The 17692-nt window shown below is 65.0% G+C and carries 17 protein-coding genes; 11 read left to right on the plus strand and 6 right to left on the minus strand.

From position 1 onward, the window contains the following. Positions 1-78: 78 nt before the first annotated feature. From AC1DWU_RS10660 to AC1DWU_RS10675, 4 genes are all read left to right on the plus strand, one after another. Positions 79-963 carry a carbohydrate ABC transporter permease gene (locus tag AC1DWU_RS10660; RefSeq protein WP_477149947.1) on the plus strand — a complete coding sequence of 295 codons (885 nt, stop codon included), beginning with the start codon at positions 79-81 and terminating at the stop codon, positions 961-963. Continuing rightward, positions 960-1832 (plus strand): carbohydrate ABC transporter permease, encoded by an 873-nt coding sequence (locus tag AC1DWU_RS10665; protein ID WP_477149948.1) that lies wholly within the window; start codon positions 960-962, stop codon positions 1830-1832. The genes AC1DWU_RS10660 and AC1DWU_RS10665 overlap by 4 nt, the downstream gene beginning before the upstream one ends. A 70-nt stretch (positions 1833-1902) precedes the next feature. Further along, a complete protein-coding gene (locus tag AC1DWU_RS10670; protein ID WP_477149949.1) occupies positions 1903-3909 on the plus strand; it encodes an aldo/keto reductase in 2007 nt (668 codons plus the stop codon). Positions 3910-4010: 101 nt separating this feature from the next. Continuing rightward, the gene (locus AC1DWU_RS10675; protein WP_477149950.1) at positions 4011-4418 is read left to right on the plus strand and encodes a VOC family protein; all 408 of its coding nucleotides are present in this window, start codon (positions 4011-4013) and stop codon (positions 4416-4418) included. Here the strand turns inward: AC1DWU_RS10675 and AC1DWU_RS10680 are convergent, their stop codons facing one another. Next, on the minus strand, positions 4419-5153 hold the full coding sequence (locus AC1DWU_RS10680) for an SRPBCC family protein (RefSeq protein ID WP_477149951.1): 735 nt from the start codon (positions 5151-5153) through the stop codon (positions 4419-4421). A gap of 11 nt (positions 5154-5164) precedes the next feature. Continuing rightward, positions 5165-5764, minus strand: coding sequence for a helix-turn-helix domain-containing protein (locus AC1DWU_RS10685; protein WP_477149952.1), 600 nt, complete (start codon positions 5762-5764; stop codon positions 5165-5167). 164 nt (positions 5765-5928) lie between these two features. Here AC1DWU_RS10685 and AC1DWU_RS10690 point away from each other — a divergent pair, with 164 nt between their 5' ends. Next, the gene (locus AC1DWU_RS10690) at positions 5929-6534 is read left to right on the plus strand and encodes a TRAP transporter small permease subunit (protein WP_477149953.1); all 606 of its coding nucleotides are present in this window, start codon (positions 5929-5931) and stop codon (positions 6532-6534) included. Continuing rightward, positions 6531-8015 carry a TRAP transporter large permease gene (locus AC1DWU_RS10695; RefSeq protein ID WP_477149954.1) on the plus strand — a complete coding sequence of 495 codons (1485 nt, stop codon included), beginning with the start codon at positions 6531-6533 and terminating at the stop codon, positions 8013-8015. Before AC1DWU_RS10690 ends, AC1DWU_RS10695 begins: the two co-directional genes overlap by 4 nt. 162 nt (positions 8016-8177) lie before the next feature. Here the strand turns inward: AC1DWU_RS10695 and AC1DWU_RS10700 are convergent, their stop codons facing one another. Continuing rightward, positions 8178-9293: a TRAP transporter substrate-binding protein gene (locus tag AC1DWU_RS10700; protein WP_477149955.1), complete on the minus strand. Its 1116-nt coding sequence runs from the start codon at positions 9291-9293 to the stop codon at positions 8178-8180. 225 nt (positions 9294-9518) lie between these two features. On the opposite strand from AC1DWU_RS10700, the gene AC1DWU_RS10705 reads away from it, so the two are divergent. Genes AC1DWU_RS10705 through AC1DWU_RS10715 form a run of 3 tightly spaced genes read left to right on the plus strand, consistent with a single transcriptional unit; the run spans position 9519 to position 11243 of the window. Beyond that, positions 9519-9911, plus strand: coding sequence for a COG4315 family predicted lipoprotein (locus AC1DWU_RS10705; RefSeq protein WP_477149956.1), 393 nt, complete (start codon positions 9519-9521; stop codon positions 9909-9911). A 10-nt stretch (positions 9912-9921) separates the two neighbouring features. Beyond that, complete coding sequence (locus AC1DWU_RS10710; RefSeq protein WP_477149957.1) at positions 9922-10428, plus strand: sigma-70 family RNA polymerase sigma factor; 507 nt, start codon at positions 9922-9924, stop codon at positions 10426-10428. Next, positions 10425-11243: an anti-sigma factor family protein gene (locus AC1DWU_RS10715; RefSeq protein WP_477149958.1), complete on the plus strand. Its 819-nt coding sequence runs from the start codon at positions 10425-10427 to the stop codon at positions 11241-11243. The genes AC1DWU_RS10710 and AC1DWU_RS10715 overlap by 4 nt, the downstream gene beginning before the upstream one ends. 6 nt (positions 11244-11249) lie before the next feature. On the opposite strand, the gene AC1DWU_RS10720 is transcribed toward AC1DWU_RS10715, so the two are convergent. Then, positions 11250-12239: an AraC family transcriptional regulator gene (locus AC1DWU_RS10720; protein WP_477149959.1), complete on the minus strand. Its 990-nt coding sequence runs from the start codon at positions 12237-12239 to the stop codon at positions 11250-11252. A 152-nt stretch (positions 12240-12391) separates the two neighbouring features. On the opposite strand from AC1DWU_RS10720, the gene AC1DWU_RS10725 reads away from it, so the two are divergent. Then, entirely contained in the window at positions 12392-13141 is a 750-nt protein-coding gene (locus AC1DWU_RS10725; protein WP_477149960.1) for an alpha/beta fold hydrolase, read from the plus strand. Between the two features lie 52 nt (positions 13142-13193). Here the strand turns inward: AC1DWU_RS10725 and AC1DWU_RS10730 are convergent, their stop codons facing one another. Then, positions 13194-14366 carry an alpha-hydroxy acid oxidase gene (locus AC1DWU_RS10730; RefSeq protein ID WP_477149961.1) on the minus strand — a complete coding sequence of 391 codons (1173 nt, stop codon included), beginning with the start codon at positions 14364-14366 and terminating at the stop codon, positions 13194-13196. A gap of 145 nt (positions 14367-14511) precedes the next feature. Between AC1DWU_RS10730 and AC1DWU_RS10735 the strand changes: the two genes are divergently transcribed. After that, entirely contained in the window at positions 14512-15078 is a 567-nt protein-coding gene (locus AC1DWU_RS10735) for a hypothetical protein (RefSeq protein ID WP_477149962.1), read from the plus strand. A gap of 4 nt (positions 15079-15082) precedes the next feature. Here AC1DWU_RS10735 and AC1DWU_RS10740 read toward each other — a convergent pair whose 3' ends face one another. Continuing rightward, the gene (locus AC1DWU_RS10740) at positions 15083-17677 is read right to left on the minus strand and encodes a heavy metal translocating P-type ATPase (RefSeq protein ID WP_477149963.1); all 2595 of its coding nucleotides are present in this window, start codon (positions 17675-17677) and stop codon (positions 15083-15085) included. Positions 17678-17692 lie beyond the last annotated feature (15 nt).

The raw sequence follows: 17692 nt of genomic DNA on the forward strand, positions 1-17692 counted from the left end.
GCCTCCTCCCTTTCGCCGGTCGCACCCTTCGCCGGGGCGCGGCCGACAGCTGTTGTAGTCGCCTGTCGGGGAGTTGGCATGGCAAACGAAAGACTTGGCCGCACCGAGCACATCACCGGCTGGACGTTCATCGCGCCCGCCCTCGTGCTGCTCGGCGTTTTCATGCTCTATCCGATCATCTGGTCGCTCTGGATGAGCTTCCAGGTCGGTAAGGGGATGAACTTCAGTTTCGGCGGCTTCGCCAACATCGTCCGCTTGACCAAGGACCCGATCTTCATCCGCGCGCTGGTCAACACGCTGACCTTCCTCGTCGTGCAGGTGCCGATCATGATCGTGCTGGCGCTGCTCGCGGCAGTCGCGCTCAACGATCCGAAGCTTCGCTTCCGCGGCTTCTTCCGCACGGCGATCTTCCTGCCCTGCGTGACCTCGCTCATTGCCTACTCGACCCTGTTCAAGTCGATGTTCGCCACCGACGGCATCGTCAACAAAATGCTGATGGCGGTCTGGATCATCCAGGAGCCGATCCATTGGCTGCAGGATCCGTTCTGGGCCAAGGTCCTGATCATCATCGCCATCACCTGGCGCTGGACCGGCTACAACATGGTGTTCTACCTGGCGGCGCTGCAGAACGTCGACCGCTCGATCTACGAGGCGGCGCGGATCGACGGCGCCTCGGCCTGGCATCGCTTCCGGTACATCACCGTGCCCATGCTGAAGCCGGTGATCCTCTTTACCACCATCGTTTCCACCATCGGCACGCTGCAGCTGTTCGACGAGGTCAACAACATCACCGTCGGTGGCCCGTCCGATGCGACGCTGACGCTGTCGCTCTACATCTACAACCTGACCTTCAAGTTCATGCCCAGCTTCGGCTACTCCGCCACCGTCTCCTGGGTCATTGTGCTGCTCGTCGCTGTCCTGAGCTTCCTGCAGTTCATCGTTGCACGGGACCGCAGCAAATGACCGATCAAGCTCTTCCCCTCGCCACATCCCGGATCGAGCGCCGCACGCGCTGGTTCAACCTCCCGCACCTCATCGGGCGCACGGCCACCTACCTGTTGCTCGGCCTCGCGGCCTTCGTCTCGATCTTCCCGTTCTTCTGGATGGTCGTGGGCGCAACCAACCGCTCGGTCGATATCGGCATCGGCAAGGCGACGTTCGGCGACCAGCTTCTGGTCAACGCCGCCAGTTTCTTTGCCACCGTCGATGCGCCGCGGGTGTTCTGGAACTCGGCCTTCATCGCGCTCGTCGGCACCGTGCTGACGCTCGCGATCTCGTCGCTCGCCGGCTACGGCTTCGAAATGTTCCGCTCCCGCTTCCGCGAGCGCATCTTCGGCTTCATGCTGCTGCTGCTCTCGATCCCGTTCGCGGCGCTGATGGTGCCGCTGTTCGTAATGATCTCGTCGTTCAAGCTCGTCGGCACGGTCGCGGCGGTCGTCCTGCCCGGCATCGCCTCGATCTTCATCATCTTCTATTTCCGCCAGGCGACGAAGGCGTTCCCCGGCGAGCTGCGCGACGCAGCGCGGGTCGACGGGCTCAACGAGTGGCAGATCTTCCTCTACATCTACCTGCCCACGATGCGCTCGACCTACGCCGCGGCGATCATCATCGTGTTCATGGCCAACTGGAACAACTACCTCTGGCCGCTGATCGTGCTCAACAAGCCCGAGCAGAAGACGGCAACGCTCGTCATCTCGGCGCTGACCTCGGCCTATACGCCCGACTTCGGCATGATCCTGTTCGGCACGATCCTCGCCACGCTTCCCACCCTCATCATCTTCTTCCTGCTCCAGCGCCGCTTCGTCGAAGGCATGCTGGGCGCGGTGAAATAACGACCAACGGCCAATTGCCCCGGCGGCGGGAATCGCCGCCGTTGGGGCCCGATTTCTTGAGGAGAGTATTATGACCATTACAGCCCCAATCCGCTGGGGGATCATCGGCCCTGGCGCGATCGCCAAGGACTTCCGCCGCGGCGTGCTGGACAGCAAGCTGGGCAAGCTCGAGGCCATCGCCACCCGCAACCCAGGCAAGGCGAGCCTCAAGGAAGATTTCCCCGAGGCCCGCATCCTCGATGGCTATGACGCGATCCTCAAAGACCCCAATGTGGACGCGGTCTATATCGCCGTGCCGCACACCGGCCATGCCGAGTGGGCGATCAAGGCGGCCGAGGCGGGCAAGCACGCGCTGATCGAAAAGCCGATGGCGCTCAGCGCCTTCGAGATCGATGCGGTGATCCACGCCCACAAGAAGGCCGGCACCTTCGTTGCCGAAGCCTTCATGTACCGCCTGCACCCGCAGACCCAGAAGATCTGGGACCTGGTCAACTCGGGCGCCATCGGCGAAGTCCGTTTCATCACCGCAAGCTTCGGCTTCCAGATGCCGCGCTTTATGCCCGAGCACCGGCTGTTCGCCTCCGAGCTAGCCGGCGGCGGCATCCTCGACGTCGGCGGTTACCCGGTCTCGTTCGCCCGCTTCGTCGCTGGTGCGGCTGCAGGTAAGCCCTTCCTCGATCCGGTGAAGGTCGTGGGCGCCGCGACGCTCAACGCCGAAGGCACGGATAACACCGCCGCTGCCGTGCTCCTGTTCGAGAACGGCATCACCGCGCAGGTCAGCTGCGCCGTGATGGCCAACCTCGAGAACGTCGCCCGCATCCACGGCACCGAGGGCACCATCGAAGTGCCGAGCTTCTGGTTCGCCAACGGCGACCGCACTGGCGGCGACGGCAAGATCGATATCATCAAGAAGGACGGAAGCCGCGAGACGGTGAGCGTTGGCAAGCAGCGGCACCTCTATTCGTTCGAGGCCGATGCCGCCGCCGAAGCCATCATTGCCGGCCGGCAGGAACTCACCTCCCCCGGCATGACCTGGGCCGACAGCCTCGGCAACGCGCGCGTGCTCGACAAGTGGCGGTCGGATGCCGGCATCGAGTACTCCGCCGAAAAGTCCTCCAAGCGCATCACCACGCTCGCTGGCCGGCCGGTTTCGCATGGGGCCGTGATCCCCAAGCGCACCATTCCGGGCCTCAAGAAGCCGGCCTCGGCCGCCGCCCTCGGCTTCGAGGACTTCCGCACCTTCGCCTCGGGCGCGATCCTGCTCGATGCGTTCTGGGAGAAGGGCGGCAACATTTTCGACACCGCCTACATCTACGCAGGCGGCTACACCGAGAAGCTGTTCGGCGAGTGGCAGAAGTCGCGCGGCGTGCGCGAAGAGGCCGTCGTCATCGGCAAGGGTGCCCACAGCCCGCTGGTCTACCCCGACGTGATTTCGAAGCAGCTGACCCAGTCGCTCGATCGCCTGCAGACCGACTATGTCGATGTGTATTTCATGCACCGCGACAACCTCGACGTGCCGGTCGGGGAGTTCGTCGACGCCATGGATGCCGAGGTGAAGAAGGGCCGCATCCGCGGGCCGTTCGGCGGCTCGAACTGGACCAAGGAGCGCTTCGACGAGGCCATCGCCTATGCCGACAAGCACGGCAAGCAGCGGCCGGGGGCGCTTTCCAACAACTTCGCCCTCGCCGAGATGCTCGACCCGATCTGGGCCGGCTGCGTCACCTCGTCGACCGCTGAATGGAAGCAGTGGCTGAAGGATCGCCAGATCCCGAACTTCTCCTGGTCGAGCCAGGCCCGCGGCTTCTTCACCGACCTCGCTGGCCGCGACAAGCGGGACAACGAGGAGATGGTCCGCGTCTGGTACAACGAGCAGAACTTCGTGCGCCGTGACCGGGCGATCGAACTGGCCGGCAAGCTCGGCAAGAGCCCGATCCATGTGGCCCTAGCCTATGTGCTGGCGCAGGACTTCCCGTCCATCCCGCTCATCGGTCCGCGCAAACTGGGCGAACTCGACGACAGCATGAACGCCTTCGACATCAAGCTGACGCCCGAACAGGTCGCCTGGCTCGAAGGCTGATCGCATCGCCAAGCATTGAAGCCGCCGGCCTCGCGCCGGCGGTTTTTCTTTTGTCGCGATTGGGTGCCAGATTGCCTCCCGCCGACCAAGAGGAGGAACAGATGGCAGAACAAACTGCACAGCCGCTCCAGGGCCTCGTGCCCTATATCAGCCCGTCCGACGCCGTCGCGGCGGCGGAGTTCTACAAGACGGCCTTCGCTGCTACCGATGTCGTCCCTATGCTCGCCGACGACGGCAAGCGCTACATGCACTGCTCGATGACCATCAATGGCAGCCTGCTCTACATGAGCGACTCGTTCCCCGAGTTCGGCGTGCCGTTCGTCACTCCGCAGGGCTTCAACCTGAACCTCAACGTCGATAACGCGCAGTTCTGGTGGGATCGCGCCGTCAAAGCCGGCTGCACCGTCACCATGCCGCTCGAAAAGCAGTTCTGGGGCGACATCTACGGCCAGCTCAAGGACCCCTACGGCATCACCTGGGCCATCGGCTCGACACCGGCCGAGGGCTGATCAAGGCTTTGGAAAGCGCGGTTCCCACCACGCTTTCCACCGTTGCTCCAGCGCCGCGAACGCCTCGTCCGAAAGCCCGAAAGTGGTGAGCACCGCCGTGCCGCCACCACTGAGACCGCCATTTGGCGCGGGCTGGTCTGTAATCACCACGAGGCCGTCGCCCCAATCCACGACGGTCATCCCGACTTGATGCTTCGAGTGGTGCCAGGCGGTGCCGCTGACCCTCTCGCCGAGTGGTAGCTGGAACGCCGCGGCACTCCCGGCCGGCGCCGTCGCCAGCTTCGCGAGCCCAAGCGCCGCGATCGGCAGCGGGCCCGGCGCTTGCGGTTTGCCGGAGAGGAACAGCGTCCGCCGCTTCGCCCCCGGATGCCGCTCGAGATAGTGCCGCAACTGCTGGAAGAAGGTGGTCCAGCCTTCCCAGGTGTCCTCGTACACGGCGGTCCAGTCCCCCGTCACGGCGCTACTGCGGACCACCCTCAGCACCGTGCCACCTGGCGTAGCCCTGAGCTCGATCCGGTCGGCGCTGCCCTCGTATTCCCCGAACGCCAGCACCTTGTTGGCCTCGTCCGCCTCGGCGTGATCGAAGAAAATGTACTGGATCTCGTCGCGCAGCGTATCGCTGTCCCAGCCGAACCAGTTGAGCATCTGGTCGGGATCGCGCAGCGCTTCCCATACCGTCTCGACCGGCGCCGCGATGGTCATCTCGACGATGACGCGATCCTGCTTGTCAGCCATCTGCACCTCCCTCAGTTGATCTTCGCAGGGCTCTTGCCCTTGATCGCCGGATGCCCGCCGATTAGCAGCCGATAGCGCCGCCCCTCGGTCTTCGGCGCGAATTCCTCGGCCAATCCCGCCACCATCGCGCCCAGCCGCTCGGCGAACGCCTCGATGTCCTGTGGCGCGGCAAAGCCGATATCCGCCTCGATGGTGAAGGTGAGGAGCCGCGTGCCCTCGGCGGCAGCCGCTGCCTGCATCCGCGTCACCTCGCGCACCGTCTCCGCCGACCGCGCCACCAGATGCTCGGCAGCAAAGCGATCCTGTTTCTCGGCGCTTGTCGGCGGCACGCCGAAGATCGACGGGTCGACGACGAACGCCCCCGCCCCGGCGACGAACAGCCGCTCGGTGAACCCACGCCGCTGCCGCTCGCCCGCCGACGCCACCAGCCCAGCCTTCTCCAGCGCATGCAGGTGATAGCCGACCCGCTGGCGCGGCAACTCGAGCGCCGCAGCCAGCGTCGCGGCCGACCCCGGCTCGCGCAGCAGCGCCAGCATCCGCAGCCGCAATGGCGTCAGCCCCTGCCGGGCCTTCTCGACATCCTCGATCAATGCCGGCGCGGTGTTGTCCATGTGCCTTGCTACAATAGACAATTTTTGTTGTCAAATGTGCAGTTTCACAACAATCCGTTGGCGCGCGGTTGACGCGCCCCACCGACGCATGTTGCCTTGACCATCGGACTTCGCCAGCAGAGCGGGCCAACAGAATACCAACGGCCCCGGGGGAACAGCCGCCAATGGCGCTGGCTTTGCGCTTCACGCGCATCATCGACGAATTGAGCCGGCGCGTGGGCCTCGCAGCCATCTGGCTGGTGCTGTTTTCGGCGCTGGTGTCGGCGTTCAACGCCATCTTCCGCTATTCGATCAGCGGCATGATCTGGCTGGAACGCAGCTATGGCGGCGGTGTGTTCGGCGGGCTGGTGTCGTTCTACACCCAGTACTCGAACGTCCTCAGCGAGGCCGTCTGGTACATGTTCGGCGGCATGGTGATGCTGGGCGGCGCCTGGACGCTGAAGCTCAACGAACACGTGCGTGTCGACCTGCTCTACGGCGCGATTTCCGAGCGCGCCCGCACCTGGATTGACCTCTTGGGCGGGCTGTTCTTCCTGATGCCGCTCTGCATCCTGTTGATCTACTTCACCTGGCCCTGGTTCCTGCAGGCCTGGACGCAGAACATCATGTCCAACGCTGCCGGCGGCCTGCCGCGCTGGCCGGTGCGGCTGATGCTGCCCCTGGGCTTCAGCGTGTTGATGCTGCAGGGCATCGCCGAGATCATCAAGTGCATCGCGGCGCTCACCACGAACTACGTCCGCGAGTTCGCCTACGAAAAGCCGCTGCAATGATCGACCTGATCCGGGAAAACATGGCGCCGATCATGTTCGGCGGGCTCGTCGTGTTTCTCATCATCGGTTATCCGGCCGCCTTCTCGCTGGCGGCGATCGGCCTGTTCTCCGGGCTCGTTGCCATCGAGCTGGGGCTGATCGCGCCGAACTTCCTCGGCAACCTCACCTACCAGCTCTACGGCGTCATCTCGAACGACCTGCTACTGGCGATCCCGTTCTTCACCTTCATGGGCGTGATCCTCGAGAAGTCCGGTCTCGCCGAAGACCTGCTCGATGGCTTCGGGCAGCTGTTCGGCGGCGTGAGGGGCGGCCTGAGCTACGCGGTGATCATCGTCGGCGCCATCCTCGGCGCCATCACCGGAACGGTCGCTGCCTCGGTCATCGCCATGGGGCTGATCTCGCTGCCGGTCATGATGCGCTACGGCTACAACGTGCGCCACGCCACCGGCGTCATCGCAGCTTCCGGCACCATCACCCAGTTGATCCCGCCCTCGCTGGTGCTGATCGTCCTCGCCGATCAGCTGCAGAAATCGCCGGGCGAAATGTATATCGGCGCCACCGGCGCCTCGATCGTGCAGGTCCTGCTGTTCATGGCCTGGGTGTTCATCCTCTCCATCATCCGCCCGCAGGATGTCCCCGCCCTGCCGCCGGAGGCCCGCACGCTGCGTGGCTGGGCGCTGGCCAACAAGGTGCTGCGCGGCATGGTGCCGAGCCTGGCGCTGATCTTCGTCGTCTTGGGCACCATCGTCCTCGGCCTCGTCACTCCCACCGAAGCCGGCGCCATGGGCGTCGTCGGTGCCATTCTCCTCGCCTGGTTCAACCGCCGCCTGAGCTGGGGCCTGATGTGGGAGGGCATGAACTCGACCATGCGGCTCACCGCCATGGTGGTGTTCATCCTTTTGGGCGCCCGCGTCTTCAGCCTCGTCTTCCAGGGCGTCGGCGGCGGCCACTGGATCGAGCACCTGCTCTCTCACCTGCCGGGTGGCGTGGTCGGCTTCCTGATCTTCGTCAACATCTTCATCTTTGTGCTGGCGTTCTTCCTCGATTTCTTCGAGATCGCCTTCATCGTCATTCCGCTTCTCGCGCCGGTGGCGCAGTCGCTGGGCATCGACCTGGTATGGTTCGGCGTGATGATCTGCGCCAACATGCAGACGAGCTTCATGCACCCGCCCTTTGGCTTCGCGCTGTTCTACCTGCGTGGCATCGTGCCCCGCGAGCAGGTGAAGACGCGCGACATCTACCTCGGCGCCATCCCGTGGCTCGTGCTGCAGGTGATCCTCGTCGCCATCCTCATCGCCTTCCCGGAACTGGTGACGTTCTTCCTCGACAAGGCGCCCGAGGTCGATCTCGACACGGTGAAGATCGTGTTGCCCACGGGCGGGGGCGCTGCTCCGGCGCCCGGCTTCGAGGCACAGCCGCCGCCCTCGTTCGGCGCCCCAGCGCCAACATACCAGACCCCACCGCCGCCGAGCTTCAACTAGGCTCAGTCTTGGCTATCCACACCGGGGCATTCCGCGAAAGCGGGAACCTCCGTTTGCCATGCCAGCCCCAAAAACAAAGATCCCCGCTTTCGCGGGGATGACACCGAGTATTCTGCAAAGAAAAGGGCCCGGCGCACCGGGCCCCTCCACCGACTGTCAGCTCTAGAGTCCCGAGCCTTCCAGCGCCCCGGCCCGCTGCTGCGCCTGGAGGAACGCGTCGAAGTTCAGCTCGGCCACCTGGTTCCACAGGTAGTGGTCCTTGCGGAACCCCTTGATCGAGTCCCAGATCTTCTTGAACGCGGGGCTTTGCTTGTCGAACTCGGCATAGGCCTCGTTCGACGCCTTGAACGCCGCCTCCATGATCTCCGGGCTGAACGGCTTCAGCTGCGCTCCGGCCGCCACCAGCTTCTTGAGCGCTGTGGGGTTCACGTAGTCGTACTTGGCCAGCATGTCGTTGCTCGTCGCCTGGCAGGCGGTCTTCAGTAGCGACTGGTAGGCCGGCGGCAGCTCCTTGAACTTGGCCTTGCCGATGAGGGCGTGCACCGTCGGCCCGCCTTCCCACCAGCCGGGGTAGTAGTAGTAGGGCGCGACCTTGTTGAAGCCGAGCTTCTCGTCGTCATACGGCCCCACCCACTCGGCCGCATCGAGCGTACCTTTTTCGAGCGCGTTGTAGATCTCGCCGCCCGGCATCGGCGTCGGGATGACACCGAGCTTGCTCATGATCGCGCCGGCGAAGCCGATTCGCATCTTGAGCCCCTGGAGGTCCGCGACGCTGTTGATTTCCTTGCGGAACCAGCCGCCCATCTGTGCGGCAGTGTTGCCGCATGGGAAGCCGACAATGTTGTAGTTGGCAAAGAACTCGTTCGAGAGGTCAAGCCCGCCACCGTGATAGTACCAGGCGCTCATGCCGCGGGCGTTGAGCGAGAACGGAATCGCGGCCAGCGCCGCCCAGGCCACGTCCTTGCCGGAGAAGTAATACCCCACCGTATGGGCCATTTCGACCGTCCCCGCCGAAACGGCATCCACTACCTCGAAGGGCGGCACGATCTCGCCCGCGGCGAAAACATCGATCGTGAAATTGCCGTCAGTGGCCTCGCTCACATACCTCGCCAGCGTCTCGCCGCCGCCATAGATGGTGTCGAGTCCCTTGGGAAAGGACGACGCCAGCCGCCAGCTCACCTTCGGGTTGCTTTGTGCCAGTGCCGGCGCGGCAAGCGTGGTTACGGCAGCACCGGCGGTCACCGCAGTCGCCGACTTGAAGAAGTCACGTCTCTTCATGCGTAGTCCTCCCATTGGCCTCCTGGCCGGCGCCTGTTCCGGCCTTGCTCCTAACTGAACAGGCACCGGCGCGGCTGTCCACCCGGTTTGCGAGCACCATCAACCGCTTGCCCGATCACTTTCTCGGAAGATTCTGCGGCATGTTGGGAATAAACTGGCCGTTGCGGTGTTGTCAGCTCGAGGGCCGGTTGATCGACCGTGCCTCGCACCCAACGGAGGGACATCATGAAACTCGCAATCGCACTGGGCGTAGCCACGCTCGCCCTGTTCTCGGCCGCAGCCTTCGCCGAGGACTATGTCGGCGGCGCCATCAAGACCATGGAGATCGGCGGCAAGGAAGTGCTCGTCGGTGCCAACGACATGACGCTCTACACCTTCGACAAGGACACTGCCGGCGTCTCCAACTGCTACGACAAGTGCGCCGAGAACTGGCCGCCGCTTTTTGCCGATGCCGGGGCCGCCGCTGACGGCGACTTCACCATCGTCGACCGCACTGACGGCACCAAGATGTGGGCCTACAAGGGCAAGCCGCTGTACTTCTGGGTCAAGGACGAGAAGCCTGGCGACACCACCGGCGATATGGTCGGCGAAGTCTGGCACACTGCATACGAAGAGTAAGCAGTAGCCAATGGACTTCCTGGATGAGATCGAGGCGACGGTTCCGGCGTTGCGGCGTTACGCCCGCTCGCTGACGCGCAACGCCGATCGCGCCGACGATCTCGTCCAGGATTGTCTCGAACGCGCTATCCGCAAGCGCAACCTGTTCTCGCCCACCGGGCCGCTGCAGGCGTGGCTGTTCCGCATCCTCATCAACCTGTGGCGCAACGACCTCCGCTTCGAGCGCCGCCGTGGAGACCACGTTCCCATCGACAGCCTTGTTTCCGAGCCTTCGGTTGCCCCGCCGCAGCCAGGCCGTATCGCCCTCGCCGAAATGTCTCGCGCCATCGACCGGCTGCCCGACGACCAGCGCGAAGCGCTATTGCTCGTGGTACTCGAAGGCATGAGCTACCATGACGCCGCCGGCATCCTCGGCATTCCCGCCGGTACGCTGATGTCCCGCCTCGGCCGCGCCCGTGCGGCGCTTCGCACGTTGACCGGCAGCGGTGACGAACCCAGATTGAGGTCGGTCAAATGACGAACCTCGTTCCCATCTCCGAAACGGACCTGCATGCTTACGTCGACAGCAGGCTGACGCTCGAACGCCGCGCTAAGGTGGAGGCCTGGCTGGCTGCCCATCCGGGCAAGGCCGCCGAAATCGCCACCTGGCAGCGCCAGAACGAGGCGCTGTCGGCGCTGTTCGGCGGCGCCGCCGACGAAACCGTGCCGTCGCGGCTCGATCCGCACAGGATCGCCCGTTCGTCTGCCAACAACCGCCGTGGCCGCTGGTCCCAATTCGCTGCAGCCGCGGTGATCACCCTGGCGCTCGGTGGCGCTCTCGGCTGGGCCGGGCGCGATTTCTTCAGGCCGCCGGATCGGCAGGAGCTGATTGCTTCGGCGGTCGCCGCGCATGCGCTGTTCGTCAAGGAGAACCGCCACGCCGTGGAGGTCGCCGGCACCGACAAGGCTCACCTCGTCTCGTGGCTCTCCAATCGGGTCGAACGCCCGATCAACCCGCCCGACCTGACGCCCGATGGCTTCACCCTGGTCGGCGGCCGCCTGCTGCCCGGCTATGACGAAGAGACCGTCGGGCCGGCCGCGCAGTTGATGTACGAGAATGCCGCCAAGGAGCGGGTGACCGTCTACATCACCGCCGCCCTGCCCGACCGCCGCACCGAAAAGGAATTCACCACCCGCGCGAACCTCGATGCGTTCTACTGGGCCAACGACAAGATCACCTGCACCGTAGTCGGCGACCTGCCTGAGGCGCAGATGCAGACGGTGTCGAAGAAGGTCTACCAGCAACTGACCTGGCGTCCTGATAATGGCTCGGGCGAGAGCTGGGGCACCTAGCCTTACTCAGCCGACTTGCCTCACCCGTGCCGGTGGAAAGCCAAACTGCGCCTTGAAGGCGCGGCTGAAGGCAGCGTCGGAGTCGTAGCCGATGCGCCGGGCCACGTCGCTGACGCGCGTATCGATCCGCTTCAGCATCTCGTTCGCCAGCAGTAGCCGCCAGCGCGTCTGGTAGTGTAGCGGTGCCGCGCCGATCAGCGAAGCAAAGCGCTCGGCGAAACTCGAACGCGACATGCCGGCAATCCCAGCGAGTTCCGCCACCGTCCAGCGGCGAAACGGAGCGTCGTGGATGGCGCTGAGGGCGCGACTGATCCGCGCGTCGGCCAGCGCACCCAACCAGCCCTTGCTCTCGGGCGGCGCGGTGCGGACCCAGATGCGCATCGCCCGGATGATCAGCACGTCGATCAGCCGCGAGATCATCAGCGAGGAACCCGGATGCGGCGTCCTGGCCTCGGCAAGCAGGTACTGCGCGATCCCCTCCAGCCATCCGGCGTCCTCGGTACGCACTGCGCTCGGGATGTGGATCACCGACGGCAGCACCGCCAGCATCGAGGGCATGTTGTCACCCTCGAAACGGAAAGCGCCGGTGACAAGCCGCGTCTGGGCCCCATCGCCGCCATAACGGATGGCGAGGTTGTCGCCGCGCAATTGCGCCCTCAGCACCTCGCCCGCCGCCACCGGCTCTGCCCCCGGCGTACCGATAAGGTGTCCCCGCCCCTGCGGCAGCACCAGCAGGTCGCCTGCCACCGCATGAACCACCTTGCCGTCGCTGGCCTCGAACCGCATCTCGCCATCCGACACGACGTGGAAATACGCCGAGCCCGGATCGAACCGCAGCGCCCACGGCGCCGCGAGGTCCGCCGAGAAGATCAGCTCGCCACGCAACCGGATCAGCGTAAGCACCTGCGACAGCAGGTCCACCCGCGACGCCATCATCGGAAAGGCGGCTTCGGATTCCAGGGCATGAGGTTCAGAGGCCGGATCATGGCTGTTCATCGAGGCATACCCTATCTCATCACCATCACTTGGCGAGGAACTTCAACAATCCTCGGCCGAAACGCAAGATCCGGTTCCACCAGCTAGCCACGTTCTAGCGGCAAATCGACTTTGCCGATCGTCCAACCTCGCCTGCAAAATTGGAGATGAAGATGAAGTCCATGCTCTCAGCCCTGCTGCTCACCACCGCCGCGATCGGCACCGCTGCCCCCGCTTTCGCCCAGGACGCTGCCAAGAATATCGTGCTCGTCCACGGCGCCTTCGCCGACGAATCCAGCTGGGACAAGGTCGCCGCTATCCTCTCGGCCAAGGGCTACCACGTCACCCAGGTCGCCAACCCGCTGACCTCGCTGGCGGACGACGTTGCTGCCACCAAGGCCGCTATCGATGCCCAGGACGGTCCCACGGTGCTGGTCGGCCACTCCTGGGGCGGCGTGGTGATCGGCGAGGCCGGCAATGACGAGAAGGTCAAGGCGCTGGTCTATGTCTCGGCATTTGCGCCGGACAAGGGCGAGACGCTGAATGCACTGCTCGCCGGCGGCCAGCCCAGCGAGGGCGTCAAGACGATCCGGCCCAACGCCCAGGGCGGCCTGATCCTCGATCCCGCCACCTTCCCGAAGTACTTCGCTGGTGACGTGCCGCAGGCCGAAGCCGAAGCCATGGCGGCCGATCAGCTGCCCTCCAACCCCGCCAACTTCGACGCCGTGGCGGAAGTCGCGGCCTGGCACGACAAGCCGGATTTCTACGTCGTGACCACCGAGGACCTGATGATCCCCGCAGATGCGCAGCGCTTCTTCGCCGGTCGCATCAAGGCGACGGTCACCGAACTCGCCGCCAGCCACTCGGGCCTCGTCTCGAAGGCCGAAGATGTCGCCAAGGTCATCGAAGACGCGGCGCGCTGAAGCTCGCTGAACCAGAACGCTGGCGGCCTTAGGCTGCCGGCGTTCGCGCCGGTCAGTAACCCTGCCGCTTCAGCAGGTCGTTCGAGTAGATGTTGTGGAGCCCGACATTCTTGACGTCGCGCTCGCCCATCAGGGCCATCGTGACGTCCATCTCCTTGTTGATGATCTGCAGCGCCCGGGTGACACCCGCCTCGCCGCCTGCACCAAGCCCGAACGCCATGGCGCGGCCGACGAAGGTGCCCTTGGCGCCGAGCGCCAGCGCCTTCAGCACGTCCTGGCCCGAGCGGATGCCCGAGTCCATCAGCACCTCGGTCTTGTCGCCCACCGCATCGACAATCTCGGGCAGCACCCGGATCGACGAGGGGGCGCCATCGAGCTGCCGGCCACCGTGATTGGAGACGATGATGCCGTCGGCGCCATTCTCCACCGCGAGCCGCGCATCCTCGGCATCGAGGATTCCCTTGACGATCACCGGGCCGCCAAAGCGCTTCTTGATCCAGCCGATGTCCTTCCAGTTCAGCGTCAGGTCGAACTGGGTCGCGGTCCAGGTCGACAGCGAGGCGAGGTTTACCGCCTCCGTCACATGGCCGGCGATATTGCGGAAGGTGCGGCGGTTGGTGCCGAGCATGCCCAAGGCCCAGGCGGGCTTGGTGGCGATCTCGAACAGGAATTTCGGCGTGATCGGCGGCGGCGCCTTCAATCCGTTCCGGATGTCCTTGTGGCGCTGTCCGAGGATCTGCAGGTCCATCGTCAGCACCAGCACCGGGCACTTCGCCGCCTTGGCGCGATCGATCAGCCGCTCGATGAAGGCCTTGTCGCGCATCACGTAGAGCTGGAACCAGAACGGCTTGGTGGTGTTCTCGGCCACGTCCTCGATCGAGCAGATCGCCATGGTCGAGAGCGTGAACGGAATGCCGAACTTCTCAGCCGCCCGCGCCGCCTTGATCTCGCCGTCCGCCGACTGCATGCCGGTCGAACCGACCGGCGCGATCGCCACCGGCATCGAAACCGGCTGGCCCATCATCGTGGTCGCCAGGTTCCGGTTCTCGAGATTGACCGCGACGCGCTGGCGCAACTTGATCTTCTCGAAGTCCGAGCTGTTCTCGCGATAGGTGCTCTCGGTCCACGAACCGGAATCCGCATAATCGAAGAACATCTTGGGCACGCGACGCTTCGCGGCCTTCATCAGGTCTTCGATGGTGAGATACTTGTCGAGATTGGCCATGTGCGCCCCGGAGCAACGTTGGCGCTTTCTAGTTCTCTGACATGTCAGTGGTCAATGAGACGTTGGCGGAAGACTGGCACCGGCATCGCATCCATCATAGCGTCAGGCCAACCGGCAACCTCGTGCCACTGGATCCGGAGGCCACATGCGCTCGATTCTTATTCCCGCCGCTGCGATCGCCTTTGCTACGCCTGCCCATGCTGATTGTGTCACCGAATTCGAGGCCGTGCTGAGAGGCGCGCTAGCAGCTGGGCCATACGTGATGGAAATGACTGCCGACCAGTTGGCGATAAGGGCCGAATACGTCCCTCCACTCGCGCTGCACGTCGTAAAAACGGATCGTGGCACCACAACAGAGCTGACTGTTATCGATGGCAAGGCGTGGATGAAGATGGGCAGCAACTGGAGGCCGATGGCTGACGAAGTCGCCACGCAGATGACATCCGCAATCGGTGGCGCCGTAGGAATGATCTACCAGACTGACGCGCCAAAATGCCTCGGCATCCAAGACTTTGAAGGCAAGGACTACCTTGCCTTCAAGTATGGCTCCGTCCACACAGGCATAGCGACTGGCTCGACGCTGTATGTCGATCCGGAGACCAACCTCCCGGTCATCGCGGTTAGCTCGTCGACCACTGACGATGACAAGACCACCCACACGCGCTCAACTTTTCGCTACGATTCTTCTTTGAGTGTTGCCGCGCCGATGTGAAGCCCTACAGCTTCACCGTGTTCAGCCGCAGCGCATTGGCGATGACGCTCACCGAGCTCAGCGCCATTGCCGCCGCGGCGATCATCGGCGACAGCAGCCAGCCGGTCAGCGGATAGAGCACGCCCGCAGCGATCGGGATCCCGAGCGCGTTGTAGCCAAACGCGAACAGCAGGTTCAGCTTGATATTGCTGAGCGTCGCCTTCGACAGCTTCCGCGCCTTGACGATCCCCGCAAGCTCGCCCTTCAGCAGCGTGATGCCGGCGCTCTCGATTGCGACATCCGCACCGGTGCCCATCGCCACCCCGACATCCGCCGCGGCCAGCGCCGGTGCATCGTTGACCCCGTCGCCAGCGAACGCCACCGACTTGCCCTTGGCCTTCAGGTCTTCGATCAGCGTGTGCTTGTCCTCGGGCGCCATGCCCGCCTGCACCTCGCTGAGGCCGAGCTCACGCCCGACCGCTTCGGCGGTGCCCCTGGCGTCGCCGGTCGCCATCACCACGGCTACGCCATCGGCGCGCAACGCCGCGATCGCTTCCTTCGCACCGGCCTTGATCGGGTCCGACACCGTGACCACGCCGATCGCCGCCCCATCATGCGCAACGAGGATGGCCGTCTTGCCCGACGCCGCCTGCTGCTCGAGCAGTGCCACGAGCTTCTCGTCGACGGCGATCCCCTGCTCCTTGAACAGCTTTGCATTGCCGAGCAGCGCCGGCTTGCCGCCGACATTGCCCTTGATGCCGCGCCCGGTGAGCGAGGTGAAGCCTTCGGCCTCATAGACCCGCGCTCCGCGCTCCTCGGCGCCCTTCACCACGGCGGTGCCGATCGGATGCTCCGAGTGCTTCTCCAGCGCCGCAGCGACGGCGAGCACAAAACCTTCGTCGACGCCCTTCACCGGGATCACCTGATCGAGCGTCGGCTTGCCCTCGGTGAGCGTGCCGGTCTTGTCGACGATCAGCGTATCGACGCGAGCGAAGCCTTCGAGCGCCTTGGCGTCCTTCACCAGCACGCCGGCATGCGCACCGCGCCCGGTCGCCACCATGATCGAGATCGGCGTCGCCAGCCCGAGCGCACAGGGACAGGCGATGATCAGCACCGAGATCGCCGCAACGATCGCCTCGGCGAGGCCGGGGCCCCAGATCATCCAGGCGGCAAACGCGGCGATGGCGATCACCACCACCAGTGGCACGAACCAGTTCGCCACCCGGTCGGCCAGCGCCTGGATCGGCGCGCGGCTGCGCTGCGCCTTGCCGACCAGCTCGACGATCTGGCTGAGCCGCGTCTCCGAGCCGACGCGCAGCGCCTGCATCACGAAGCTGCCTTCGCCATTGAGCGTCCCGCCGGTCACCGGCTCGCCCTTCACCTTCTCAACCGGCACCGGCTCACCGGTCAGCATCGATTCATCGACGAACGACTGCCCTTCGAGCACCGCGCCATCGACCGGCACCGCCTCGCCCGGCCGCACCCGCAGCCAGTCGCCGGCCCGCACCTCTTCGACCGGCACCTCGATGTCCTTGCCCTGCCACACCTTGCGCGCCGTCTTCGGCGCAAGGTTGAGCAGCGCGCGGATCGCCTTGCCGGTGGCGTCGCGGGCGCGCAGTTCGAGCACCTGGCCGACGAACACCAGCGCCACGATCACCGCAGCCGCCTCGAAATACACCGGCGGCACGCCGTTCATGTGCGTCATGCTCATCGGGAAGAGCTGCGGGAACAGCACCGCGACCACCGAGAACAGGTAGGCCGCACCGACCCCGAGCCCGATCAGCGTCCACATGTTGGGCGAACGATTGACGAGCGAATTCCAGAAGCGGCGGAAGAACGGCCAGGCCGCCCACAGCACCACCGGCGTCGCCAGCGCCATCTCGATCCAGGTCGCCAGCGGCTCGCCGAGCCACTCGCGCACCGGCAGCCCGATCATGCCGCCCATGGCGATGATGAGGATCGGGATCGACAGCCCAGCACTCACCCACAGCCGGCGGGTGAAATCCACCAACTCCGGGTTCGGCCCATCATCGAGCGAAGCCACCATCGGCTCCAGCGCCATGCCGCAGATCGGACAATCCCCCGGCCCATCCCTGACGATCTCCGGGTGCATCGGGCACGTCCACTTGGTGCCCTCAGCGACGGTCGACGGATCGACCGGCGGGGCGTCGTGCGAGGGGCCATGGTGACTGTGATCGTGGCCCGAGTGGTCGTGCCCGCCCTCCTTTGCTGGCGCGGCATGATCGTGGCCATGCTCGTGGCCGCAGCCGCACGAGTCGGCTTCCGGCGCCTCGAGGTATTTCTGCGGGTCGGCTTCAAAACTCCTGAGGCAACCGGCGCTGCAGAAATAGTAGCGCGTGCCCTCGTGCTTCAGCATGTGCTTCGCCGTCGCCCGATCCACCTGCATGCCGCAGACCGGATCGGTCGCCGTGAGATACTTCGTCGGTTCCGCCTCGAACTTCGCCTTGCAGCCGCCGCTGCAGAAGCCGATCTCCCGGCCCTCATGCACGGTGCGGTGCGGCGTCTTCGCCATGTCGACGGTCATGCCGCAAACCGGGTCGCGGGTCACCGCGCCCCCTGCCCCGGCATGTGAATGGTTATGTTCAGCGTGGGTATCCATACGCGACTCCTATCG

The organism is Devosia sp. P2_G7, from assembly GCF_056403495.1.

Bases quoted from the DNA above. Each gene is read 5' to 3' on its own strand.
- AC1DWU_RS10660 (WP_477149947.1), top strand. From the start codon at position 79: ATGGCAAACGAAAGACTTGGCCGCACCGAGCACATCACCGGCTGGACG.
- AC1DWU_RS10665 (WP_477149948.1), top strand. From the start codon at position 960: ATGACCGATCAAGCTCTTCCCCTCGCCACATCCCGGATCGAGCGCCGC.
- AC1DWU_RS10670 (WP_477149949.1), top strand. From the start codon at position 1,903: ATGACCATTACAGCCCCAATCCGCTGGGGGATCATCGGCCCTGGCGCG.
- AC1DWU_RS10675 (WP_477149950.1), top strand. From the start codon at position 4,011: ATGGCAGAACAAACTGCACAGCCGCTCCAGGGCCTCGTGCCCTATATC.
- AC1DWU_RS10680 (WP_477149951.1), bottom strand. From the start codon at position 5,153: ATGGCTGACAAGCAGGATCGCGTCATCGTCGAGATGACCATCGCGGCG.
- AC1DWU_RS10685 (WP_477149952.1), bottom strand. From the start codon at position 5,764: ATGGACAACACCGCGCCGGCATTGATCGAGGATGTCGAGAAGGCCCGG.
- AC1DWU_RS10690 (WP_477149953.1), top strand. From the start codon at position 5,929: ATGGCGCTGGCTTTGCGCTTCACGCGCATCATCGACGAATTGAGCCGG.
- AC1DWU_RS10695 (WP_477149954.1), top strand. From the start codon at position 6,531: ATGATCGACCTGATCCGGGAAAACATGGCGCCGATCATGTTCGGCGGG.
- AC1DWU_RS10700 (WP_477149955.1), bottom strand. From the start codon at position 9,293: ATGAAGAGACGTGACTTCTTCAAGTCGGCGACTGCGGTGACCGCCGGT.
- AC1DWU_RS10705 (WP_477149956.1), top strand. From the start codon at position 9,519: ATGAAACTCGCAATCGCACTGGGCGTAGCCACGCTCGCCCTGTTCTCG.
- AC1DWU_RS10710 (WP_477149957.1), top strand. From the start codon at position 9,922: ATGGACTTCCTGGATGAGATCGAGGCGACGGTTCCGGCGTTGCGGCGT.
- AC1DWU_RS10715 (WP_477149958.1), top strand. From the start codon at position 10,425: ATGACGAACCTCGTTCCCATCTCCGAAACGGACCTGCATGCTTACGTC.
- AC1DWU_RS10720 (WP_477149959.1), bottom strand. From the start codon at position 12,239: ATGAACAGCCATGATCCGGCCTCTGAACCTCATGCCCTGGAATCCGAA.
- AC1DWU_RS10725 (WP_477149960.1), top strand. From the start codon at position 12,392: ATGAAGTCCATGCTCTCAGCCCTGCTGCTCACCACCGCCGCGATCGGC.
- AC1DWU_RS10730 (WP_477149961.1), bottom strand. From the start codon at position 14,366: ATGGCCAATCTCGACAAGTATCTCACCATCGAAGACCTGATGAAGGCC.
- AC1DWU_RS10735 (WP_477149962.1), top strand. From the start codon at position 14,512: ATGCGCTCGATTCTTATTCCCGCCGCTGCGATCGCCTTTGCTACGCCT.
- AC1DWU_RS10740 (WP_477149963.1), bottom strand. From the start codon at position 17,677: ATGGATACCCACGCTGAACATAACCATTCACATGCCGGGGCAGGGGGC.